Source organism: Pseudomonas sp. H1_D04, from assembly GCF_054683855.1.
In genome coordinates, this window is record NZ_CP162826.1 from 888,996 (window position 1) to 913,510 (window position 24,515).

Annotated in this window: 13 protein-coding genes; 9 read left to right on the plus strand and 4 right to left on the minus strand. The window is 61.5% G+C overall.

What is annotated here, in order from left to right:
* Positions 1-297 precede the first annotated feature (297 nt).
* From AB4N82_RS04245 to AB4N82_RS04270, 6 genes are all read left to right on the plus strand, one after another.
* Positions 298-1,221 carry a cytochrome-c peroxidase gene (locus tag AB4N82_RS04245; RefSeq protein ID WP_371260767.1) on the plus strand — a complete coding sequence of 308 codons (924 nt, stop codon included), beginning with the start codon at positions 298-300 and terminating at the stop codon, positions 1,219-1,221.
* Between the two features lie 10 nt (positions 1,222-1,231).
* Entirely contained in the window at positions 1,232-3,046 is a 1,815-nt protein-coding gene (locus tag AB4N82_RS04250) for a DAHL domain-containing protein (protein ID WP_099601209.1), read from the plus strand.
* The gene (locus AB4N82_RS04255) at positions 3,043-4,437 is read left to right on the plus strand and encodes an ATP-binding protein (RefSeq protein WP_460104473.1); all 1,395 of its coding nucleotides are present in this window, start codon (positions 3,043-3,045) and stop codon (positions 4,435-4,437) included. The genes AB4N82_RS04250 and AB4N82_RS04255 overlap by 4 nt, the downstream gene beginning before the upstream one ends.
* Positions 4,438-4,669: 232 nt before the next feature.
* Positions 4,670-6,301, plus strand: a complete 1,632-nt coding sequence (locus tag AB4N82_RS04260; protein ID WP_122764799.1) for an OpgD/OpgG family glucan biosynthesis protein — start codon at positions 4,670-4,672, stop codon at positions 6,299-6,301.
* The gene (gene bglX, locus AB4N82_RS04265; protein WP_460104476.1) at positions 6,298-8,562 is read left to right on the plus strand and encodes a beta-glucosidase BglX; all 2,265 of its coding nucleotides are present in this window, start codon (positions 6,298-6,300) and stop codon (positions 8,560-8,562) included. The genes AB4N82_RS04260 and bglX overlap by 4 nt, the downstream gene beginning before the upstream one ends.
* An 81-nt stretch (positions 8,563-8,643) precedes the next feature.
* Positions 8,644-10,263: an FMN-binding glutamate synthase family protein gene (locus AB4N82_RS04270; RefSeq protein WP_122764797.1), complete on the plus strand. Its 1,620-nt coding sequence runs from the start codon at positions 8,644-8,646 to the stop codon at positions 10,261-10,263.
* On the opposite strand, the gene AB4N82_RS04275 is transcribed toward AB4N82_RS04270, so the two are convergent.
* The 3 genes from AB4N82_RS04275 to AB4N82_RS04285 are packed head-to-tail and all read right to left on the minus strand — an operon-like array spanning position 10,264 to position 13,107.
* Complete coding sequence (locus AB4N82_RS04275; RefSeq protein ID WP_032891852.1) at positions 10,264-11,754, minus strand: glucosyltransferase domain-containing protein; 1,491 nt, start codon at positions 11,752-11,754, stop codon at positions 10,264-10,266.
* Positions 11,732-12,736 (minus strand): glycosyltransferase family 2 protein, encoded by a 1,005-nt coding sequence (locus tag AB4N82_RS04280; RefSeq protein ID WP_032891853.1) that lies wholly within the window; start codon positions 12,734-12,736, stop codon positions 11,732-11,734. Before AB4N82_RS04280 ends, AB4N82_RS04275 begins: the two co-directional genes overlap by 23 nt.
* Complete coding sequence (locus AB4N82_RS04285; RefSeq protein ID WP_122680300.1) at positions 12,733-13,107, minus strand: GtrA family protein; 375 nt, start codon at positions 13,105-13,107, stop codon at positions 12,733-12,735. Before AB4N82_RS04285 ends, AB4N82_RS04280 begins: the two co-directional genes overlap by 4 nt.
* A gap of 224 nt (positions 13,108-13,331) precedes the next feature.
* Between AB4N82_RS04285 and AB4N82_RS04290 the strand changes: the two genes are divergently transcribed.
* Positions 13,332-14,462, plus strand: a complete 1,131-nt coding sequence (locus AB4N82_RS04290; RefSeq protein WP_032891857.1) for an OpgC family protein — start codon at positions 13,332-13,334, stop codon at positions 14,460-14,462.
* 39 nt (positions 14,463-14,501) lie between these two features.
* On the opposite strand, the gene AB4N82_RS04295 is transcribed toward AB4N82_RS04290, so the two are convergent.
* On the minus strand, positions 14,502-15,920 hold the full coding sequence (locus AB4N82_RS04295) for an amino acid permease (protein WP_032891858.1): 1,419 nt from the start codon (positions 15,918-15,920) through the stop codon (positions 14,502-14,504).
* 375 nt (positions 15,921-16,295) lie between these two features.
* On the opposite strand from AB4N82_RS04295, the gene AB4N82_RS04300 reads away from it, so the two are divergent.
* Complete coding sequence (locus AB4N82_RS04300) at positions 16,296-19,418, plus strand: transglycosylase domain-containing protein (RefSeq protein ID WP_122764796.1); 3,123 nt, start codon at positions 16,296-16,298, stop codon at positions 19,416-19,418.
* A gap of 95 nt (positions 19,419-19,513) precedes the next feature.
* Positions 19,514-24,511 carry an NEL-type E3 ubiquitin ligase domain-containing protein gene (locus AB4N82_RS04305; protein ID WP_460104480.1) on the plus strand — a complete coding sequence of 1,666 codons (4,998 nt, stop codon included), beginning with the start codon at positions 19,514-19,516 and terminating at the stop codon, positions 24,509-24,511.
* Positions 24,512-24,515 lie beyond the last annotated feature (4 nt).

Sequence of the window (24,515 nt, forward strand, 5' to 3'; positions counted from 1 at the left end):
TTGATTTGACGCCAACTGGCCGCCGAATTCAAGGGAGCTCGACTAAGCTGTGCCATCAGGTCAGTGCCCCGCCGCGCCAAGTTGCCCAACAGCACGTTGCCGGGCAACCGGCCCTCCTCAAAACCCGGGAGAGCGAAGAGAGCCAGGGTTTTCTATTCAGCAAGGCCGCGTCGACAAAGGATTTTGCCCAACGGCTGCAGTTGGGCTGCGCCATGCCGATAACCTATCAATAGTCCACACGATGCAAGGAGTGCTCGCTTGAGCGACGTCGCAACTCACGGTTTCGGCCTGGTCCTTATGATGGGGCTCAGTGTGTCACTGATGGCCGCGCCGCTGGATGAGGCACTCAAACCTTTGCCGACGGTTCCAGTACTGGACTCAGCCAAAGTCGAGCTGGGTCGGCAACTGTTCAATGAGCCGCGCCTGTCGGTGAATAACACCCTGTCTTGTGCCAGCTGTCACCGGCTGGCCTCCGGCGGCGCTGACGACAAGCCGTTCTCAATAGGTTTCGACGGCAAACCGGTGCAAATCAATACCCCCTCGGTCTTGAACGCCAGCCTGAACTTCAAGCAGTTCTGGAATGGCCGCGTAGACACGTTGCAAGCGCAGGTCGAACAAGTGGTTATCAGCCCCGTGGAGATGGGCAGCGACTGGAAAACCGTGGTGCAGAAACTGTCAGACGTGCCCGCCTACCAGAGCGCCTTCAAGCAGGCGTACCCCGACGGCGTCACCGTCGACAATGTGCAAAACGCCCTGGCCACCTATGAACGCACGCTGCTCACCCCTAACTCGCGGTTCGATCAGTACCTGCTGGGCAACACGGAGATTCTCACGATCGAGGAAAAATACGGCTACCAGCGTTTCAAGGATTACGGCTGCATCGCTTGTCACCAGGGCGTGAATATCGGCGGCAATATGTTCCAGAAGTTCGGCGTGATGGGTGATTACTTCAAGGCGCGCGGCAACCCGGTGGAGTCCGACCTGGGGCGCTACCTGCTGACCCTGGACGAAGAAGATCGCCACGTGTTCAAGGTGCCCAGCCTGCGCAACGTGGCCGTCACCGCGCCGTACTTCCACGATGCCTCGGCCAAGACCCTGGAAGCGGCGGTGGATGTGATGTTCAAGTACCAGTTGGGGCGCAACCCTTCCCAGGAAGACAAAGACCTGATTATCCAGTTTCTCAAGACCCTGACCGGCGAATGGGCAGGCAAGCCCCTATGAGCATACCGTCATGACCCCCTCCCGCCGTCGCACCAGCCAAGTGTTGCTTGGCCTGATCACCCTGTTGCTGGCCTCTACGCTGGTGTTTTTGTACCTCAAATCTTCACGCGACCAGACCGCCGGCTACACCCAATCGCGGGATCTGATCCGCCAGTTGCAGCAGCTCAACGCCCAATGGGACAGCGAAGTGCTTAAGGCGCGGATCGCGATCACTCACAACTACGATCCGCTGGTCACCCCACTCACGGAAATGACCCGGCTCTGGGCGGAACTCAATACCCGCGATACCTACCACGACCCGCAAGACCTGAGTCGCTGGCAAACCAGCCAGGAGGCTTATCAGGCGGCGATCCAGGAAAAAGCCAGGCTGGTCGACCAGTTCAAGTCCCACAACGCGGTGCTGCGTAATTCCCTCGCGTTTTTGCCAACAGCCGAGGACGACATCCAGGCCCAGTTCAATCGCATTGACAATGAAGGCCGCCTGCAACTGCAGGATGTCGCCACGGACATTTACGACCTGTTGCTCAGTAGCCTCGAATTCGCCCAGGTCACCAGCGACGATCGCGCCGCAGATATTCTGGTGGGGTTGGGCAAGCTGGCAATCAACAAGGAGAGCCTGCCCGCTGAGTTCCAGGGCCCGATAGACATCCTCAGCAACCACATTTCGCTGATTCTGCGTGAGCAGCCGGTGGTCAACAGCCTGCTCGAACACATTGCCTCCATACCCGTGGCCGAGCGCCTGGACGACTTGACCACCCACCTCGATCAGGACCAGCAAGCATCTGACCTGATCGACCATCAATATCACCGCTACCTGTTGGTTTTCTCGACGTTACTGGTGGTGCTGCTGCTCTACCTGGCCGTGCGCCTGTTGCGTAGTTTTGCCGAGATCAATCGAGTCAACCGAGCGTTGCAGGCCGCCAACGAAACCCTGGAACAACGGGTGGAACGCCGCACCCAGCAGCTCAAGGATGCGCAGAGCGAACTGCTGGACAGCGCCCGCCAGGCTGGCATGGCGGAGATCGCCACCAACGTGCTGCATAACGTTGGCAACGTGCTCAACAGCGTGAATATCTCCGCCGAGCTGGTCACCCGCAAACTGCGCAGCAGCAAGGCGTTGGGCCTGGGCAAGGCCATGCAACTGATCAACGAGCACCAGGCAGACCTCGGCGCCTTCCTGACCTTGGATGAAAAAGGCAAGCTGCTGCCGGGCTACCTGAACCAACTGGTGGACGCCATTGCCGTCGAACAACAGGCCATGACCGATGAGCTGGCGCAACTGAGCAAAAGCGTCGACCACATCAAGGACATCGTCTCCACCCAGCAATCCTATGCCGGCGTGTCCACGCTGATGGAACCGGTGCACATCAGCGATTTGATGGAGGACGCCTTGCGCATGAACGCCGGTTCGCTTAGCCGCCACAACGTCACGGTGGTCAAGGAGTATGGGCGGGTACCGGAGATCATGGCGGACAAACACCGGTTGCTGTTGATCATGGTCAACCTGATCAGCAACGCCAAGCACGCCATGTCCAACCTCACCGACCGGCCACGACAGATGACCCTGGCGGTGCAACAACTGGAGGACAGCACCTTGCAGATAAGCGTGAAGGACGAGGGCGAAGGCATCCCCGCCGAAAACATGACCCGGATCTTCACCCACGGTTTCACCACCCGCAAGGAAGGCCACGGCTTCGGTCTGCACAGCTGCGCCCTGGCCGCAGTGGAAATGAACGGCCAGCTCAGCGCCCACAGCGACGGGCCGGGCCTGGGCGCGGTGTTCACCTTGAAAATCCCTCTCACCCTTGCCGGAAGCCCGCCATGAACCAGCCCCCTAACCGGCGTATTTTGCTGATCGACGATACCCCCTCGATTCACGACGACTTTCGCAAGATCCTGATGCCCGCTGTCGAGTCGAACGAGGCGCTGGATGAGATGGAGTCGGCGCTGTTTGGCGACACCAGCAAACCCACGGTGCAAACCTTCGAGCTGCACTCGGCCTACGGCGGCGAAGAAGGCCTGCAACTGCTCATCACCGCGATGACAGAGCAACGACCCTACGCGCTGGCGTTTGTGGACATGCGCATGCCCCAGGGGTGGGACGGGGCCAAAACCATCGAGGAGTTGTGGAAAATCGACCCCGGCCTGCAGGTGGTGGTGTGCACCGCGTATTCGGATTATTCCTGGGATGACCTGCTGTATCGCCTGCATGGCCACGATCGTTTGCTGATCCTGAAAAAGCCTTTCGACAATATCGAAGTCCAGCAGATGGCCAACACCCTGGCTAACAAATGGGACATGGCCCGGCGCGCCTCGGTGAAAACCATCCACTTGGAGCAATTAGTGGAGCAACGCACCCAGGCGCTGCAACTGGAAATCGACGAGCGCAAGCAGCTGGAAAGCCAACTGGTGCAGTCGGAAAAACTCGCGTCCCTGGGGCAACTGGCGGCGGGTGTGGCCCATGAGATCAACAACCCGGTGGGGTTTATCTCGTCCAACCTCAGCAGCCTCGACACCTACTTCAACCAGCTGCAACAGATGCTGGACGCTTACCGCCAGGCTGAGGAAAGCCTCGCACCGGGTGAACAACGCGATCAGCTCAAGGCCTTGCGCAACGAGCTGGAACTGGATTTTCTCAAGGAAGACATTCCGCTCCTGATCCTCGAATCCAAGGAGGGCATAGGTCGTGTGGCCCAGATCGTCAAAGACCTGAAGAACTTCTCGCGGGTGGACAACGATCAGACTTGGCAATTTGCCAATCTGCAACAAGGCATCGACTCGACGCTGAACATCGTCGCCAGTGAACTCAAGTACAAGGCCGATGTGGTGAAGCATTACGCGCCGCTGCCGGACATAGAATGCCTGGCTTCGCAGCTCAATCAGGTGGTGATGAACCTGGTGATCAACGCCGCACAAGCCATGGGGCCGGAGCGCGGCACCATAACCATCAGCAACGGCGTGGAGGGCGAAAACATCTGGCTGGAAGTGGCAGACAACGGCTGCGGAATTCCACCGCACGCGCTGCAAAAGATCTTCGATCCGTTCTTCACCACCAAGCCGGTGGGCGAAGGGACGGGCTTGGGATTGTCGCTCTCCTACGGCATCGTCAAGAAACACCGTGGTGATATTTCCGTCAGCAGCGAGCTGGGTAAGGGCACGACGTTTCGCGTGGTGTTGCCGATTCGGCAGACGGTGGCGCGGGACACGCCATCGTAATCAGCCTCACGTATCGTTTTTTCCGGACTCGCCCCAAACGAGGACCTATTGAATAAGCGCTGATGACAAGCGCAGCGCGCCTGCCCCGCTCCTCAGCTGCCTCTGAGACCTGTTATTTCTGACAGTAGACAGCCACCTTCCCCCCCTCGAAACTCCTGGCAAGCAACACGGTTGCAGGCCGGCGGCGTGCTGATCGTGAAGATGGCTCCTCTTCGTCCAAGGAATGGTCACCATGTCCACACGTCGCGAGTTCCTGGCGTACGCTTCGCTGACCGCCCTGCTCACGCATCTGGGCAAGGGCGCCCTGGCTGCCGACAGTGCCGATCAGGCCGGCCCCTTTTCCTTCGACGGCTTGATCGAACAGGCACAAGTCGATGCCTTGAAACCCTACCGTTATCCCAACACGGACTCGGACGCGCTGTTGACGAAACTCGACTACGCCGCCCACGGCCAGATCCGCTTCAAACCCGAGTTGGCTCTGTTTGCCAAGGGGCCGGGGCAGTTTCCCGTGACCTTCTTCCATCTGGGATCATTTTTTCGCACACCGGTGAGGGTGTATGCGCTGGACAACGGCGTCGCCCGCGAGATCGTTTACGACCCGGCGAACTTCGACATGCCCGGCGACAGCCCGGCCCACGCCTTGCCCCGTAACAGTGGATTCGCCGGTTTTCGCATCCAGGAAAGCCGTCTGGGCAACCAGACCAAACTCCCGTGGCAACAGAACGACTGGGTGGCCTTTCTTGGCGCATCGTACTTCCGGGCTATCGGCGAGTTGTACCAGTACGGTCTGTCGGCACGGGCGATTGCCCTGGACGTGGCTGAGGCCGGCAAGGCCGAAGAATTTCCCGCCTTCACCCACATCTGGTTCGAACCGCCGAAGGACCTGCACGCCACGTCCATGACCCTCTATGCGCGGCTCGACGGGCCCAGTATCTGCGGCGCCTACCGTTTCGTGATCGACCGCACGCAGGGCGTGATCATGGACGTCGACTGTACGTTCTTCCTGCGCAAGAGCGTCCGCCGGCTGGGCATTGCACCGCTGACTTCGATGTTCTGGTTCAGTGAAACCGCCAAGCGAACCGCCGCCGATTGGCGCCCCGAAGTCCACGACAGCGACGGACTGGCGCTCTGGACCGGCAACGGCGAGCGCATCTGGCGCCCTCTGAACAACCCGCCGCGCACTGTGGTTTCGGCGTTCAGCGACCATCAACCGAAGGGCTTCGGCCTCTTACAACGTGACCGCAATTTTGACCACTACCTCGATGGCGTGAATTATCAGCGCCGCCCCAGCCTATGGGTCGAGCCGTTGGGCGACTGGGGCGAAGGCAGCGTACAACTGATGGAAAATGGCACCGACGATGAGATCCACGACAACATCGTCGCCATGTGGGTGCCCTCGGCCCCCGCCGAAGCGGGCAATCGCTATACGCTACGTTATCGCCTGCACTGGCTGGCCCAGGAACCTTACGCTTCGCCATTGGCGGTGTGCTTGGCCACGCGTCTGGGCAAAGGCGGCCAACCGGGGCAGCCACGTCCCGCGGGAGTGCGTAAATTTGTCGTCGAATTTCAAGGCGCGCCGTTGGAAAAACTTGCACCGGGCGTCAAGCCCGAAGCCGTGATCAGTTGCTCCCGAGGCGAGCTTGGACTTGTCTTCACCGAAGCCGTGCCGGACGGCGTCGTCGGTCATTGGCGAGCACAGTTCGATTTAGCCGTCGACGGCAAGGAACCGGTGGAGCTGCGCCTGTTCCTGCGCCTGGACGGTCAGCCGCTGTCAGAGACCTGGCTGTATCAGTACCACCCCTTCAACTCGGATTCGACGGCAATCGGTGTCGCTTCAATGGCTGACACCGGCAACCGGCAATGACGCGCTTTCGTCAACTGACGCTGCTCTACCTGACGCTCAGTGTCAGCACCGCGGCCCTGCCGGCCAATGAGCAGGAATGGGTGGAAGGCTTGCTGCAACAGATGACGCTCGAAGAAAAAATCGGCCAACTCAGCCAGCTCGGCATTCAGGACACACCGACCGGCCCTGTCATCGACCAAGGCACACAGTCGCATCTGCCCGAGAGCATGGTCGGCTCGATCCTTGGCGCGTACGGTTTCGAGCAGACTCTCGCGCTGCAGAAACACGTCATCACCCACTCGCGCCTGCACATACCGCTGCTGTTTGCATTCGATGTGATTCACGGCTTTCGAACCGTATTTCCCGTGCCGTTGGCGGAAGCCTCGGCCTGGGACCCCGACCTGGCGCAGCGCACCGCTCGCGCGGCTGCCATTGAAGCGACGGCCAGCGGCGTGCACTGGACGTTCGCGCCCATGGTCGACATCGCCCGCGACCCGCGCTGGGGCCGTGTGGTGGAAAGTACCGGCGAAGATCCGTTTTTGGGCGCAGCGCTGGCCAGTGCCAAGGTAAAGGGGTTCCACGGTGCAGGGCCGCACGACAGCTCGTTCATGCTGACGACCGCGAAACACTTCGTCACCTACGGCGCGGCCGAGGGTGGGCGGGACTATAACGTCGCCGACGTGTCGGAACGCACCTTGCAGGAAGTGCACTTACCGCCTTTCCGGGCGGCCGTCGCGGCGGGCGTCGATGCAATCATGCCCTCGTTCAACGAAATAGCCGGGACACCCCTGCACAGCAACACCGCGTTATTGACCGGGGTGCTGCGCAATCAGTGGCGATTCACCGGCCTGATTGTCAGTGACTTCAACGCGATCTGGGAGTTGAGTCAGCATGGCGTAGCGGATATTCCGGCCGACACGGCGCGGCTGGCACTCACCGCCGGCGTGGACGTCGACATGGCCAGCCAGATGTACCGCCGATACCTGCCGACACTGGTGCGCACTGGCCAGATTCCCATGGCCGCCGTGGATGCTGCGGTGCGCCGCGTCCTCCAGACTAAACAACGCCTGGGCCTGTTCGATGACCCTTACCGCTACAGTAATGAGGCGCGGCAGCGAGCCAATACCCTGACACCGCAGCACCGGGCCCTGGCCCGAGAGGCTGCGCAGAAATCCATTGTGCTGCTGAAAAACAACGACGCACTGCTGCCCCTGTCCAAGCACCTGCGCAACGTGCTGGTGGTCGGCAGCCTGGCCACGGATGCCGAAGCCACGATCGGCCCTTGGGCCTTGGCGGCTCATCCTGAAGATTCGATCACGGTCTTGCAGGGCATACGCCATGCCGTCGCCCCCAACACCGAGGTGGTTTACCTGGGCGGTGCATCGCCCATCAGCAACGCGGTTGATGACCTGGCAGAAGTCCTGCAGGCCGCCCGCGATGCCGAGGTGGTGATCGCGGTGCTCGGTGAGCGCGCCGATCAGAGCGGTGAAGCTCGCAGTCGCACGGACTTGGGCCTGCCGGGTGCCCAGGACACGTTGTTGCGTGCCCTGTTGGACACCGGCAAGCCCGTGGTCATCGTGCTGATGAATGGCCGCCCGCTTGTGTTCTCGAAGACCGTGCGCGAGGCGCCGGCGCTTCTGGAAACCTGGTTCCTGGGCAGTGAAATGGGCAACGCGGTGGCCGATGTTCTGTTCGGTGACATCAACCCCAGCGGCAAACTGCCGATCACCGTCCCCCGTAACGTGGGGCAGATCCCCCTCTACTACGCGCACAAAAACACCGGCCGCCCGCCCACCGGTGCCGGCGGTTATGAGTCCGGCTACATCGATGAACTCTGGACGCCGCTGTATCCCTTCGGTTTCGGCCTCAGCTATACCTCGTTCAGCTATGACACGCCTCGGATCAGCGCCGAGCGGCTAGCGTCCACCGAGTCCCTGACGGTGCACGTGAACGTCACCAATACCGGCCAGCGCGCCGGTGATGAAATCGTCCAGCTGTACCTGCGCGACGACGTCGCCAGCGTCACTCGCCCGGTCCGCCAACTGCGCGGCTTTCGCAAAATCCACCTGGCGCCCGGTGAGACGCGCAGCGTGAACTTCAATCTTGGCCCACAGGACTTCGCACTGCTCAATCAACATTTTTCGCCGGTAATAGAGGCCGGCACTTTTACCGTCTTCGTCGGCGGCGATTCGACCACCACCCATCAGGCTCGGTTCGAGGTCACGGACAGCCGTGAATTCTCTGCCTCAGGCCCATCCGAGCCCCCCACACGCGCTCGCTGAATACCACTGTGGGTTGTCCGGGCTTTCCTTACTGGCGCAGAATGCCGGATCGACCTGAGAGTCCGAACCCAAGGAAACCGTATGAGCCTGTCCTTGCTAAGCCGTTACGCCTTCTTTGCCGTGTGCGTCATCTTCACCCTCGCCAGCCTTCCCTTTATCCAACACGAATGGCTGTGGCCCATCACCCTGGTCACCGGCGTGTTGAGCCTGATCGGTATCTTCGACCTGTTGCAAAGTCCCCACGCGGTGCGCCGCAACTATCCGATCCTGGGCAATATCCGTTACCTGGTAGAAGCCATCCGCCCGGAAATCCGCCAGTACCTGCTGGAGTCCGACAGCGACGCCCTGCCCTTCTCGCGTTCGCAACGCTCACTGGTTTACTCGCGGGCCAAGAACGAAACCGCCGACAAGCCCTTCGGCACCCTGATTGACGTGTATCAGGCGGGCTTCGAATTTATCGGCCACTCCATGCGCCCCGCGCCGTTGAGTGACCCCAGCGCCTTTCGCGTAATGGTCGGCGGTCCGCAGTGCACACAGCCGTACTCGGCGTCAGTGTTCAACATATCGGCGATGAGCTTTGGTTCATTGAGTGCCAACGCCATCCGCGCGCTCAACCAGGGCGCCAAGCTGGGCAACTTCGCCCATGACACTGGCGAAGGCAGCATCAGCCCCTATCACCGCGAAAACGGCGGTGACCTGACCTGGGAACTGGGCAGCGGTTACTTCGGCTGCCGCACCAGCGACGGCCGCTTCGACCCGGAGCGCTTTGCCGTGCAGGCGCAGAACCCACAGGTGCGCATGATCGAAATCAAGATGAGCCAGGGCGCAAAACCCGGCCATGGCGGGATCCTGCCCAAGCACAAGATGACTAAAGAAATCGCCGAGACCCGTGGCATCCTGATGGGCGAAGACTGCATCTCGCCGTCGCGCCACAGTGCGTTCTCCACGCCCATCGAACTGATGCAATTCATCGCCCAACTGCGCGAGCTGTCCGGCGGCAAGCCGGTAGGTTTCAAGTTCTGCCTGGGCCACCCGTGGGAATTCATGGGCATCGCCAAGGCCATGCTCGAAACCGGCATCCTTCCGGACTTTATCGTGGTAGACGGCAAGGAAGGCGGCACCGGCGCGGCGCCCGTGGAGTTCACCGACCATATCGGCGTGCCGCTGCGTGAAGGCCTGTTGTTTGTGCACAACACCCTGGTGGGCCTGAACCTGCGCGACAAGATCAAGCTCGGCGCCAGCGGCAAGATCGTCAGCGCCTTCGACATCGCCAGCGTCCTGGCCATCGGCGCCGACTGGGCCAACTCGGCGCGCGGCTTCATGTTCGCCATCGGCTGCATCCAATCGCAAAGCTGTCACACCAACAAATGCCCCAGCGGCGTCGCTACCCAAGACCCGCTTCGCCAGCGCGCCCTGGTGGTGCCGGACAAGGCACAGCGTGTGTTCAACTTCCACCGCAACACCCTCAAGGCCCTGGCCGAGATGCTCGCGGCGGCAGGCCTGGATCATCCGTCGCAACTGTCGGCCAAGCACCTGGTGCGGCGCATGTCGGCGACCGAGATCAAGTTGTTCTCGCAGTTGCATGTGTTCCTCAAGCCAGGCGAGTTGCTCACCGGCGAGGTGAACGGCGAATTCTATTCGCGGATGTGGCAGATGGCGCGTGCGGACAGTTTTGAGCCGAGTGAGATCATTGCGGCTTGATTAGAAACCCCTGTCGGGATGCTCGCGTGGCTGTTTTTTCATGACGATGTACCCGTCCCCACCTTCCACGTAAATGGCATAGAACAGCGTATCGACGATGGGGCGGGCGTCGCGCCCCAGTCGTACGCGGGCAGAATGTTCATGGCTGGCTTGCACCACGTTAGTGATCCCGATCCTGGCCAATGCTTCCGGCAAGAACAGAAAATTGGCCGCCACCAGATAGGGCATGCCCGGCACGATCGAAACGGTGCCGGCAGAGGCCGGCAACCAGTAATCCTGGGCACTGGCGTTAAAGTAAAAAACCCCTACCGACGCCAACGCCGGGGAAGCATTTATCGAGTAGGCCAACTGCGTCATCACGCTGGTTTCCAACGTTTTCTTTAAACTTAGAACCCGCCCGTAACTATAGGAAATAGACACCAACACAATGATGGGCAGCACCACCAATACCGTCAGATGTCGATGCCGCGCCTTGAGCAACGGGTGTATCACCAGCAGCATGAACATCAGCAGAGGTCCGGCGCCCAACATTGCCCTCGAATCACTGTTTTCATAGAAGAACACCAGCATGATGCCCGGAACGCAAATGATCAGCAGCGGTACGATCGATACATAAGCCAGGCTCATCAGGACTTTAGTGGACGCCTTCGGCCTGTCACGCAATGCCGACCACCACGCCCCTATAAACCCCAGCACAAACAGTATCGCCATCCCCGCAAACAGCCATGCACTGCCGCCGGTGTAGAGCGGACGAATTCTCTCTTCGGCATTCTCCAGGCGCTGGAACACGATGGATACCCAATCGTCACCCCACGCCAGCATCCCCTGGCGTTCCTTGCCCATGAACGGAACCACAACCCATAGATAAAAAAGCGCCGCTGCGGCGGCTTGAGTCAGCTTTTCACCAGCCAATAGCGCCAAGTCACGGGTGTCTTTTTTAGCGTTAATCGCTCTGTACAGCTCGATACAGCACAACCCGACAAACACATTGAGCAGGGGCTGATAAATACACAGCGCACAGCAGAGCAGTACCGTGCCTGCGCCCCACTCGAGGGTTTTTCTTTCGCACTTGAACGTGATCGCAAACATCACCAGCGCCACCCCGACGGTGATCACCGGTCCGTCGTACTTATAGGCAAGATCGCTCAGGAACAGCGGGCTGAAGAACATCGGCAACACCACCGACGCGGAACAAACATTCACGCTGGAAAAGTAATGAAAGGCCAGTTTTCTCAAAGCAAATGCCATGACCACGCACGCCACCAGCAACCCCAGCGGGAACGTATCTGGCGCGCCATTGGACAGAGACAGGGCATGATAAAAACCATCAATTAAAAAACGCCCTTCAGCACGCCACGACGCATATCCGGAGGCCGCTCGAAAACTGTCCTCCACGTAAAAATAGTCGGCCAGGATCAACGGAAACACATAGACCAGCACGGCCACCAAAAAAAATACCAGACTCTCTTTACTCGACCATTGAGCCGTCATCACTCTGCTCTCCTGCGTTGCTGTGCGTCCATCTATCCACTGCTTCGGGCGCATGCCCCTGGCGACTGACAATGCCTTTAACCACGTAGCGCGGCCGGTGTTTGGCTTCCATATAGATCCGCCCCACATACTCCCCCAATATTCCGATGCCGATCAGTTGCACCCCTCCCAGGAACAGGATCGCCGTCATCAACGACGGATACCCCGGCACGTCGTTGCCGAGCAGCAGCTTGTCCACCACCAGGTATCCGGCGTACACCAGCGCCAGCAACGAAATGCACCCGCCGATGTAACTCCACAGACGCAGCGGCAAGGTGCTGAACGAGGTGATGCCGTCCAGTGCCAGGTTCCACAGTTTCCACGCGTTGAATTTGCTTTGGCCCACACGGCGCGGTGCACGGTCGTATTCAACGATGGCGACGTTAAACCCGGCCCAGGACAACACGCCTTTCATGAACAGTTGCTGTTCCGGCAGGGCCTTGATCACGTCCACCACCTTGCGGTCCATCAACCGGAAGTCACCGACGTTTTCTTCGATATGGGTGTAGGAAATACGATTGAGCAAGTGATAGAACAGCGACGCGCTATGACGCTTGAAGTAGCCGTCGCTCGCGCGATTGCGCCGTTTGGCCAGCACCACATCGGCGCCGGCCTGCCATTTTTCGATCAACTGCGGGAGCACGCTGACCGGGTCTTGAAGGTCGACGTCCATGGGCACCACGGCGGCGCCCGTGGCGTATTCCAACCCGGCAAACAGCGCGGCTTCCTTACCGAAGTTGCGCGACAGATTCACCAGCGTCACGTGGTTCTCGGCCAGGGCAATCGCGCGGGCGACCTGCTCGGTGCGGTCGCTGCTGCCATCATTGATAAACACGATATCGACAAGGTGTTCGCACAGGCCGGGTTCTTGCCGGATGGCGCGGTAGAACGCACCGATCGCGTGTTCCTCGTTGAACACCGGCACCACCAGCGTAACCCTCATTGCTCACGCTCACGAAACACCACCCAACGGGACAGCAGGAACCCGCAGACCAGACTCAGCAGCGAGAACACCAGTACCGTGACAACCCCCGGCAGGCGCCAGCGATCCGACAGCCACCCCACGCCCAGGCTCAAACCGCCCATGCACAGCATGAACAGCGCATAGCGCGGCCACGAGGCCGGCGTGGCGAAGGTGTAGATCGAATTGACGTAAAAGGAAAAGGTCGCCGCCATGCAGAAAGCCAGGACATTACTGGCCGCCTGACTCAGTTCGAAGGTGGCCCGCAACAAGAAAAACAGCTGCCAGTGGATCACCGTGTTGGCGATACCGATCACTGTGTAGCGACTGAATCCCTTCCACAGTCTGGTCATGCGCGAGTCCCGTCGTGGTCTTCGTCAGCAAGCCACGCCAGGGATGTGTCCGTCTACTGTCAGAATTAACAGGTATCTGACGCGGCAAATTGAGACATTCAGTAATATCCAGCCTTTGCAATTGCTTGGAAATACCGCCAACCTGCGCCCGCCCGACCTGCGGCGTACGACAATTCGCGCCTGCGCCTGTCATTACTAAACCTTTCGTCAAAGAGCCCGCTGCCATGCTGAACGGACGCGACCCGCGCATCGATTTTTTTCGGGGCCTGGCGTTGATCTTCATTTTTTGGGATCACGTTCCCCACAATCCCCTCGGCCAGATCACCCTACGCAATTTCGGTTTCAGCGATGCGGCCGAAGTCTTCGTGTTCCTCGCCGGCTACGCCGCTGTGCTGGCCTACGGCAAGATCCTGCAGCGTGACGGCTATTGGTTCGCCACGCTGAAGATCCTGCGCCGTACCTGGGTGTTGTACGTGGTGCACATCTTCTTGCTTGCGATGCTGATGGGCATCGTGTTCTTCGCCAACAGCCATGTGGAAACCCGCGACCTCGTCGAGGAGATGGGCCTGACGCACTTCGTCACCCACCCGCAGCAGGCGCTGACCGATGAACTTCTGCTGCGCTTCAAGCCCAACCTGATGGACCCGCTGCCGTTGTATATCGTGCTGCTCGGTGGTTTGCCGCTGGTGTTGCCGCTGTTGCTGCGCAAGACCTGGCTGGTGGTGGGCGCGTCGATGACGGTGTACCTGCTGGCGCCGTGGATGGGCTGGAACCTGCGGGCGATTGCCGACGGCGTGTGGTACTTCAACCCGGTGACCTGGCAGTTTCTGTTCATCCTCGGTGGCGCGGCGGCGATTCATGCCAGCCGCGAGCGCCCGGCCGAACTGCGGCCACTGCGCCGACAGCCGTTGTTCATGGCGGCGGCGATCTACACCCTGGCTGCAGCGGTGCTGACACTGTCGTGGCGCTGGCCCGAAGTGCACGATACGTGGATGCCATCGGCGGTCAGCGATCTGATCTACCCAATCAGCAAGACCGACCTGTCGCCGCTGCGCCTGCTGCACTTCCTCGCACTGGCGTATGTCACCGCCAAGCTGTTGCCCGGACGCGGCTGGACCGACAACTGGCTGGCGCAGCACACCTGCCGCATGGGCCGTTATTCACTGGAAGTGTTTTGCCTGGGCGTCGTGCTGGCGCCGTTGGCCGACATGGTCAATGCGATGGCTGGCGATGCGCTGCTGATGCAACTGCTGACAGCGCTGGTCGGCGCTTCATTGATGGTGATGCTGGGGTTGTGGCTGGAATTCAACAAACGCCTGGATCAGTCGCACAAGCTGGTCACGCAGGCCAGCTGAAGGGTAAGGCCCGCCGCACGCAGCGGGCCTTGCCAGGCGTCAGGCGGAGTGCACTGGCGCCGCGTTGGCGGTGTTCGGTTGCAGCTTGAACACGTAGAACAACACGGTCAGCAGCACCAGGAACACCGGACCGACATACAGCGCGATGCGGGTGTCCGGGAAGTACGCCATCAGGCCCACCACCAGCACCAGAAATGCCAGCGCCAGGTACGAACTGACCGGGTACAGCCACATGCGGTACTTCAGGGCTTTCTGCTCGGCCGGGCTCAGGCTCTTGCGAAACTTGAGCTGGGCCAACAGGATCATCACCCAGGTCCAGATTGCGCCGAAGGTGGCGATGGACGTGACCCAGACGAAAACTTTCTCCGGCACCAGGTAGTTGAGCAGCACGCCGAGCAGCAAGGCGAAGATCGACAGCAGCAAGGCTTTGCGCGGCACGCCGTTGCTCGACGTGGTGGCGAACGCGGCCGGCGCCTGGCCGTTCTGCGCCAGGCTGTAGAGCATGCGCCCGGTGCTGAAGATGCCGCCGTTGCACGACGACAGCGCCGCCGTGATCACCACGAAGTTGATGATGCCCGCTGCGGTCTTGATGCCCAGACGCTCGAAGGTCATCACGAACGGGCTGCCCTGGGTGCCGATTTCATTCCACGGGTAGATCGACAGGATCACGAACAACGCGCCCACGTAGAACAACAGGATGCGCCAGAACACCGACCCGATTGCGCTCGGAATAGTCTTCTGCGGGTTGCGCGCTTCGCCGGCGGTGAGGCCGATCATCTCCACGCCAAGGTAGGCGAACATCACCATCTGCAGCGACATCAGCACACCCTGCACGCCATTGGGCATGAAGCCGCCATGGGCCCACAGGTTCGAAATCCCCAGCGCCACGCCGTCGTTGCCAAAGCCGAAGGCGATGATGCCGACGCCGCCGATCACCATGGCAATGATGGTGACGATCTTGATCAGCGCGAACCAGAACTCGAACTCACCAAAGGCTTTTACCGCGATCAGGTTGATGGTGCCCATGCTGATCAGCGCCGCCAGGGCCCAGATCCAGCGCGGGGTGTCGGGGAACCACACCCCCATGTACACCGCCACGGCGGTGATCTCGGCCACACAGGTCACCAGCCACAGGAACCAGTAATTCCAGCCGGTCAGAAAGCCCGCCAACGGGCCGAGGTAATCCTGGGCATAACGACTGAACGAGCCGGCCACCGGGTTATGCACGGCCATTTCGCCGAGGGCGCGCATAATCACCAGGATGGCCAGGCCGCCGATGATGTAGGAGAGCATGATGGCCGGGCCGGCCATTTCGATGGCCTTGGCCGAGCCTAGGAACAGGCCGACACCGATACAGGCGCCGAGCGCCATCAGGCGGATATGCCGCTCACCCAGTTCGCGTTTGAGCGGGCCGCCCGAAGCGGTCTCGCCATGGGGCAGGTGGTTGCCGACTGGCATAGGGATACAACCTCGTCTTGTTATTGGATATGAGCCTCCGAGTCCAGCACGTCGCGGCGGGTCTGCCGTGACATGCCATCGCCGGTTCACCTTGTGGGCAAACCGGTCCGGCGGGGCCAGATCGGGGGGATGCAGTATAAAAAGCTCAACCCAGTGATTTTCACTCTATAAAAGGCAATATTCAGCGGGAATTGCCGCCTTAATACGATTTAGCGGCGGGAGTATCGCACACCAATGGTGCGACCCTTCAAGCCACCTACGCTGTTATCGGGCTTTGCCCATGCCCGGCCCGGTCGACAAATTCCTCACGCAAGCCAATCAGCGTCTACGCTTGAGACAAGTCCGATCAATCTGCCGGGATGGGATCAATCGACTATGGGCGCTTTATGGCAAACCGATTCAACCAAAGCTGCGGCGCCTGCCGACAGCGAGGATGAACAGCCATTGCCACGACGCCCCCGCAAGCGGTTGTACAGGTGGCGAATGGTGTGGCTGCTACTGGTGATCGCGCTGATCGCCGCAGCGTATGTCGCCCAGCGCGAAATGCGCAGCGCCGACTGGCAGTCCCGCGAACTGAGCCGTCTGGCCACGACCCTCAGCTACACGGTGGAGCCCGGCGCCAGCGACCGCATCGTGTACCCCGGTGAAGGGCCCTTCGACAAACGCCTGGGCTACAGCGCCATCGATGAATTCCTGCCACGCCTGCTCAAGCGCAATTTCCTGATCCAGAGCCAGGCGCAGTTTTCCGACGCCTTGATGGACTACACCGCCCACGGGCTGTTTGTGCCCTACGCCGAAAAAATCCAGGCCGGCCTGTCGATCAACGACTGCCGCGCCACGCCGCTGTACCAGTTCAGCTACCCCCAGCAGTTTTACCCGGATTTCACCGCGATCCCGCCGGTGGTGGTCAGCAGCCTGCTGTTCATCGAAAACCGTGACCTGCTGGACCCCGCACAGCCCCAGGCCAACCCGGCGGTGGACTGGCCGCGCTTCGCCAAGGCCGGGTGGTCGCAAGTCGCCCGCGTGCTGCACCTGCCCGGGCAAAGCGCCGGCGGCAGCACCCTCGCCACCCAACTGGAAAAATACCGCCACTCCCCCGACGGCCTGACCCTGTCCGGTAGCGAGAAGCTGCGCCAGATGTTTTCTGCCAGCGTGCGCGCCTACCAGGACGGCCCGCAGACCTTGCTCGCGCGCCAGAACATCGTGCGCGATTACCTCAACAGCGTGCCGCTGTCCGCCGTGCCTGGCCATGGTGAAGTGCACGGCATGGCCGAAGGTCTGCGGGTGTGGTACGGCGCCGACTTCAAGCGCACCAATGCGCTGCTGGCCGACGCCGGCACTGGCAACCTCGAGCAAAAAGGCGTGGCCCTGCGCGAAGTCTTGTCGCTGATGATTGCCCAGCGCCGGCCGTCCCATTACTTGTCCAAAGGCCGCCCGGAACTTGCGGACCTGACCGACAGCCACCTGCGTCTGCTCAAACAGAACGGCGTCATCGAACCGGCCCTGGCCGATGCCGCGCTGGCGAGTCAGGTGACGTACCGCGACTGGCAGCAGCAACCGACCTTGCAACCGATCGAGACCAACAAGGGCATCAGTGTGGCGCGCAGTCGCCTGGCCGCGCTGCTCAACCGATCGCTGTACGACCTCGACCGCCTCGATCTGGCCGCCACCAGCACCTTGCAGAACGACCTGCAAACCCAGGCCACCGCCTACCTCAAGCAGCTCGCTGACCCTGCCTTCGCCGCGCAACTGGGCCTGCTCGGGCCACGGCTGCTGACGCCGGCCAGCACCGCGCAAGTGCGCTACAGCTTCACCCTCTACGAGATGACCGCCGACGGCGCACGGGTGCGTGTGCAGACCGACAACACCGACCAACCCTTCGACATCAACGAGAGCAGCAAGCTGGAATTGGGCTCCACCGCCAAGCTACGGGTACTGACCACCTACTTGCAGATCATCAGCGAACTGCATGATCGCTATGGCGCACAGCCCGCCGCCGCACTGAAAAAAGTCAGCGTCGACGAGCAGGATCGCCTGTCGCGCTGGGCCGTGGACTACCTGGCGCAAAACACCGACCGCAGCCTGGCGAAGATGCTCGACGCAGCCCTCGACCGGCAGTATTCCGCCAGCCCTGGCGAGAGCTTTTTCACCGGTGGCGGCCTGCACCGCTTCCACAATTTTCGCAACGAAGACAATGGTCGCAGCCCGAGCCTGCGCGATGCCCTGCGCGAGTCGATCAACCTGCCGTTCATTCGCCTGATGCGCGACCTGGTGCGTTACAGCACCTACCACGACCCCAACAACAGCGCCGAGTTGCTCAAGGACGACAGCGACCCGCGCCGCCAGGAATACCTGGCCCAGTTCGCCGACCGTGAGGGCACCACCTTCCTGCTGCGTTTCTGGAAACGCTACCGCAACAAGGACACCCAGGCGCGGCTCGACACCTTCCTCGACAGCATGCACCCCACCGCCATACGCCTGGCCGCCGTGCACCGCTACCTGCTGCCCCAGGCCAGCCAGCAGAGTTTCAATGGGTTCGTGCGCGCTCACCTCAAGAGCAAGGAACCGGAAAAACTCAGCGACGAGCGCCTGAACAAGCTCTATCAGGCCTACGGCCCGGGCGCCTACGACCTGCCGGACCAAAGCTACATCGCCAAGGTCCATCCGCTGGAATTGTGGCTGCTCGGCTACTTGCTGGAACACCCCGACGCCACCTTCACCCAGGCCGTCGCAGCCAGTGAGCATGAGCGCCAGGAAGTCTATGGCTGGCTGTTCAAGAGCCGCCACAAGAGCGCCCGTGACAGTCGCATCCGCACCATGCTGGAAATCGAAGCGTTTCTGGATATTCACCAGCGCTGGCAGGCAGTCGGCTACCCCTTCGACCATCTGGTGCCATCGCTGGCCACGGCCATCGGCAGCTCCGGCGACCGCCCCGCTGCGCTGGCGGAATTGGTGGGGATCATCCTCAACGACGGTGTGCGCGAACCGACCCTGCGCATCGACAGCCTGCATTTTGCCGCCGACACGCCCTATGAAACCCGCCTGGTCAACAACCCCGATCGCGGCAAACGCGTGATGCCCAGCGAAGTCGCCACCGCCCTGCGTGGCGCGTTGTCGCAAGTGGTGGACGCCGGCACCGCCAAACGCGTGGCCGGCAGTTTCAAGCTGACTGACGGCACACCCTTGATCATGGGCGGCAAGACCGGTACCGGCGACAACCGCATCGAAGCCATCGGCGCCGGTGGGCGTGTGCTCAGTTCCAAGTCCATCAACCGCACCGCGACGTTCGTCTTCTATATCGGCGAGCACCACTTCGGCACCCTCACCGCATTCGTTCCGGGCAGTTCGGCGCAGCAATTCACGTTCACGTCGGCGCTGCCGGTGCAGGTGCTCAAGGGTATGGCACCGATCCTCACGCCTTACCTGCAACCTGACGCGCAGACCCTGTGCCAACCGCCGAAACAGGGTGTTAGTTATGCGCATCTTTCATTCGAATAACGGGTGCTCAACGCACCGAACCGCCCAGGATTTTGAGCTTTTGTTCTAGTCTTCAGTGGATACGCTAATGGCTTCGAATCCCTTAGCGAGCGCCATTGCATGCCCGAATCCCCCCTCCTGCCAGTCCTCTGGCAACGCCCTACAAGGGGCCTCATTACGCGCTGATCCAGCAGAGAATTCCCGACTGGCTCACCACCGCCGTCCCCGCCCGAATCAGCCTGTTCAACAGCACCACGCTGTCCCGACCGGACTGGTACGCCAGCGCCTCACCCGATCAACACACCACGCTGCAGCTGGCGAATGCCGAGGGCTGGCGCGCACAAAACGCCGTGGACCAACACCTTCGCGACGTGCAGGACCTGTATGGTTTTTCCGAGCCGCTGTTGCAGGAGGCCATCCGCGAAAAACACGGCCTGGACCTGAACGTCAAAACCACCTATCTCAACCTGTATATCCCCACGCAACTGCCCTGGTATGCGTTGGATATTTCCAAGGGGGTGACCACCCGCAGGGTGTCGTTGCTGGATGCCGCGTTGCATAACTTCGCCGCCGGTGAAAGCTTTGAAAAAGACTCCTGCTACATCACCCAACCGGACGCCCGAGGCCACTTCGACATCCTGCCACTGGCCGAGCGAATGCCCCTTCTGCAGTTCAAGACGCTGTGCCGCGAACTGAACCTCGGCGCCCGCTATCAACAGCATCTGAACCAGCATCTGTTGCCGACCGACCTGGCCCTGCGTGCCACGCTCAAGACCCGCATCATTGCCAGCCAAAAGGCCGCGCTCAAGGCTGCCGCGCAATTGGCCGTGCTGAAAAAGGACCTGGGGCCCGCGGCGTGCGCAGTGCTGCTGCAAGCGCTGCGCGGTGAGCGTGGGGTGCTGCAGTTCTACCGTTTGAACATCCTGGATGCGCCACTGGCCGGCATACTGCTGATTGCGGCGGATCTGGACCGCGTGTCCAGCGTGTCGAAACTGATCGCCTACATCCCTCATGACCCCGAAAGTCCCGTCAAGGAATACGACTCCAGCGTGGCGTTCATGACGGATCTGACACGCAAGCTGCACGCCAACGCAGCGATCCCATCACGCGGCCAGCAAACCTATCAGCAGTTCTTCAGCGAGTTTGTCGGGCATAACCAACGCGGGCACTTCTTTGCCGGGCTGGGCCAACGGCTGCCATTTTCAGCCATCAGGATCGACGCAGACCTGTGGGAACACCGCTACCAGCAGGCGCTGAATAAAATCCTCAATGACGGGCGCAGCATGGCGGTGTCCACCTCCGATGCCGACAGCGCCGAGCGCTGGGCCTGGTGGGACAACGCCACGAAAATGATCACGGATATCTTCAACGCCGCCCTGATGGTGATCACGCCGTTCGTGCCGTTTCTCGGTGAGTTGATGCTGGCCTACACCGTTTATCAATTGAGCAGCGAGATCATTGAAGGGGTCGTCGACCTGGCCGAGGGCCAATATCGCGAAGCCGCCGAACATGTGGTGAGCGTGACCAGCGAGGTGGTGCAACTGGGCACGTTTGCCGCCGGCGCCGCCGTGGGCGGTGCGTTGCGGCGCTCACTGTTCGTCGATGATCTGCGGGTGGTCGAGGTCAACGGGCAACCACGCCTGTGGAACCCGGATCTGGCGCCCTATGCCCGGCATGATCTGCAATTGCCGGCCGATGCACAGCCCGACGCGCTGGGTCTTCACGAGCATCAGGACCAACGCATCCTGCGTCTGAAGGACCGCCATTACGTGGTCGCGCACGAGGCCGCCAGTGACACCTACCGCATCCAGCACCCGACCCGCCCCGAGGCCTATTCCCCGCGACTCGAACACAATGACAACGGCGCCTGGCTGCATGAAGGTGAAGACCCGCGCACCTGGTACAGCGCGGCGCTGCACGAGCGCCTTGGTCCTCTTCTGGTGGAAGGCCTCACTCCCGCGCAACGGGCACAAGCCTGCGCCACCAGCGGAACTCACGACGGCGCCCTGCGCATGATGTATGCCGACCGCTCCCCTCCTCCGCCACTGCTGGCCGACAGCCTCAAGCGCCTGCAACTGCGTCGGCACGTCGAACAGACACCCCAGCGCATCCGCACCGGCGCCCCGGCCGAGCTGCCGACCAACTGGTCGGTGCAAACCACCACTGAGTTACCTGGCTGGCCGTCGCACAAAGCCATCGACGTGTTCATCGAACCGGACCTGAGCGGCTACGCCATGCGTTATGGCGCCGCCGATGCGTTGCCCGCCGACACCCTGAACATCAGCCATGCGCAGGTGCAGGCCGGCTCGTTGCCAGAGCAAGTCCTCGCGTTTCTCAGCGAAAAGGAACTCGACACGCTGCTGCCCTCGCCCCTGCCCGAGACCCAAACCGCGCGGGTCGCGGCGCTGCGCAACCAACTGGCCGATCGGCTCACGCCGCATACCGTTGCGATGTTCAATCACCTCTACAGCGCACGCGAAGTGCTCGACACCCCTCACGGTCAACTGATTCAACAGCAGTTCCCGCAGTTGCCCGCAGAGCTGGTGACGACGCTATTACTGCGCACATCGCCCCAGGAACTGGACGTGATGAGCCGTGAACAGCGCATCCCTCTGCGCCTGAAAAACCTCGCCCGGGAACTGGCCAACGAAGTCCGCGCCAGTCACGCCAGTGAGGGTTTGCATGACGATGCCCTGCTGACGCCGGACACCGAGCGCATGGTCCTCAATCTCCTGCGTCTGAACACCGATGCTCTGGGGGACCTGAGTATCGCCATCCATGAGCAATCGCCGGAGGGCGCCTTGCGGTGTCGGGTAGGCCCGGCGGCGGCCGCCACACAGAAAGCCCTGATCTACCAGGGTCAGGGCCGCTACCAGATCCACGGGGTACCGGCGTCGACACCGCCCGCGCACTACCGTTTTTTCGAAGCGCTGTTGCGCGTGCTTCCTGACGGGGCTGTTGATTTGCGCCCAGGCCAGGGTGAAAACCTCAAGGCCTGGCTCAGGGCGCAACTTGAACCATTGGCCGTGCGCCGCACCCTGCTGGAACCGCCGACCGGGCGCCTGGCAGACGACCGCAGCACCCAACGCCTGCTGCAAAAACCTGGCTTCGAGGCCTTCCGCCGCCTGTTTCGCAGGCAAACCGCCCCGGCACCGACGCCCGCAGAGACCCTGACCAAGCTGTGCCCACGACTGAACGCAGAAGAGATCGCCAGCGTCTCGCCGTTCCTCGACACTGCGCAAGGTAAGGCGCTGCTGGGCACGCTGGAGGCCGACCACCGGTTGCTGGGCGAAGACTTGCGCAGCCTCCGCAAACAGCGTCCTCTCGGCGCGGTCGGCAGCGTGCTCGCGCAAAACGAGCTGCTCATGCGCGGGCTGATCATCAAAGAGTTGCAAAGCTGCTGGGAAGACGGCGCCTACCTGCGCATGTTGCCGCCACAACCACAGCCGCGCGGCACGCTCCTGGACTTGAGCAATCTGGTGCTGGGGCGCTACGTGCAACACATGGAGCCGCTGCGGGCGGACTTCAGCCATGTCACCCGCCTGAACCTGAGCGGCACGCGTCTGAAGGACGAGGAAATGGGCTTTCTCGACAATTTCCCCGCCACGCGCATCGTCGACCTGTCCGAGAATGAACTGACCGGTGTGCCGTCCCAACTGACCGACATGAAAGCACTGACCGCGCTGAACCTGCGCGACAACCCTATCCGCTGGGGCCGCTACGACTACGAGGCACTCAAGCACCTGCCCTTGCTCCGCTCGCTGAACCTGGAGGGCAACGCATTGATGAGCGTGCCGCCGGACATCGGCCCGCTGCCCGAACTGCGGCGACTGACCTTGCGCAGGACCGGCATCAGCCAATGGCCGGCGGGCCTCGACAGTCCAAGGCTGGCCATCCCTGAGTTGGACCTGACCCACACCCGAATCACCAGCGTTCCACCGTTCGCCGAAGATTCGGTGGGCGCGCGCATCGTCGCCAGCAGTTGGCTCGACCGCAGCCGCCTGGAACCGGCAGACGAAGATCGCGTGGTCGCGTATCGGCGTGCCTTCGGTTTCGATCCCTACCGCACCACGCCGCGCAGTAAGCCGTCCGACCGTGAATACTGGCTGATTGGCTTGAGCGGCGACGCGCGCGACGCGGCCATCAAAGTCTGGGAGGACGTGGAACAGGAGCATGGCTCCCAGGGCTTGTTTGACCTGTTCACACTGCTGCGTCCCCCCGTGGAGTTCCAGACCGAGATCGACGCGCAACTGTTCCAGCAGGGGCGGGAAGATTTGGCCATCCGGGTGTGGCAGTTGCTGTTCACGGTGGACCAAAACCCGAGCTTTCGTGAACGCATCTTCAGCCTGGCCGCGACGCCGCCCAATTGCGCAGATGCCGGCGCGCATATCTTCAATCGCATGGGCGTCGAAACCCTGCTTGAGCAGATCCTCAAGGACGACGCCCCACAGGCTTTGCTCCAGCGCGAAAGCCGCCTGGTAAAACTGGCGCGACAAGCCTGGCGCCTGGACCAAGTCAACCGTCTGGCCCGCGAAGAAGTGCGGCGCCGTACCCTGCCGATCAACGAAGGCGGCCTGGGACAAACACTGGGCATCGGTCAAGGCCAGGTGGATGACGTGCAGGTGTACCTCGCCTATCAAACTGGGCTGAAGGCACGCCTGGACTTGCCATGGCTGTCTGAACACATGGTGTATCGCAACACGGCCCAGGTCACTCAGGCCCATCTCGACCGAGCGGCGCACGCCATTCGCCAGCTGCAACAGGGCGATGGTCTGATCAATGGCCTGCTGGAGCAGCCGTTCTGGAGCGATTATCTGCACGAGGCCTATCTGGGCGCCTTCAACGCCCAGCGCAGGCTGCGCACGGAGGCCGGCAGCCACCTGCAGGACCTGCTCGAATTGCACGAGCAATGGGTCGCTGCGCCGACGGACAGTGTGCGCGAGCAGTTGACCCGCCTGGCCGACGATCTGGTGATCCCGTACAGCGTGGTGCTTACTGAAGAGGCGTTTTCAGACAGCACGGTGCTGGGTTTCTACGACCATATCCAGCATGACTATAACGAGCTGGCGCGGCGTTTGACCCGTGAAGCCTTGCTCAAAGCCAGCACCGAGTAGGCAA

What these genes read in the sequence shown, in the direction of transcription:
- AB4N82_RS04245 (WP_371260767.1), top strand. Translation starts at nt 298, where the DNA reads ATGATGGGGCTCAGTGTGTCACTGATGGCCGCGCCGCTGGATGAGGCA.
- bglX (WP_460104476.1), top strand. Translation starts at nt 6,298, where the DNA reads ATGACGCGCTTTCGTCAACTGACGCTGCTCTACCTGACGCTCAGTGTC.
- AB4N82_RS04270 (WP_122764797.1), top strand. Translation starts at nt 8,644, where the DNA reads ATGAGCCTGTCCTTGCTAAGCCGTTACGCCTTCTTTGCCGTGTGCGTC.
- AB4N82_RS04250 (WP_099601209.1), top strand. Translation starts at nt 1,232, where the DNA reads ATGACCCCCTCCCGCCGTCGCACCAGCCAAGTGTTGCTTGGCCTGATC.
- AB4N82_RS04290 (WP_032891857.1), top strand. Translation starts at nt 13,332, where the DNA reads ATGCTGAACGGACGCGACCCGCGCATCGATTTTTTTCGGGGCCTGGCG.
- AB4N82_RS04285 (WP_122680300.1), bottom strand. Translation starts at nt 13,107, where the DNA reads ATGACCAGACTGTGGAAGGGATTCAGTCGCTACACAGTGATCGGTATC.
- AB4N82_RS04255 (WP_460104473.1), top strand. Translation starts at nt 3,043, where the DNA reads ATGAACCAGCCCCCTAACCGGCGTATTTTGCTGATCGACGATACCCCC.
- AB4N82_RS04300 (WP_122764796.1), top strand. Translation starts at nt 16,296, where the DNA reads ATGGGCGCTTTATGGCAAACCGATTCAACCAAAGCTGCGGCGCCTGCC.
- AB4N82_RS04295 (WP_032891858.1), bottom strand. Translation starts at nt 15,920, where the DNA reads ATGCCAGTCGGCAACCACCTGCCCCATGGCGAGACCGCTTCGGGCGGC.
- AB4N82_RS04260 (WP_122764799.1), top strand. Translation starts at nt 4,670, where the DNA reads ATGTCCACACGTCGCGAGTTCCTGGCGTACGCTTCGCTGACCGCCCTG.
- AB4N82_RS04275 (WP_032891852.1), bottom strand. Translation starts at nt 11,754, where the DNA reads ATGACGGCTCAATGGTCGAGTAAAGAGAGTCTGGTATTTTTTTTGGTG.
- AB4N82_RS04280 (WP_032891853.1), bottom strand. Translation starts at nt 12,736, where the DNA reads ATGAGGGTTACGCTGGTGGTGCCGGTGTTCAACGAGGAACACGCGATC.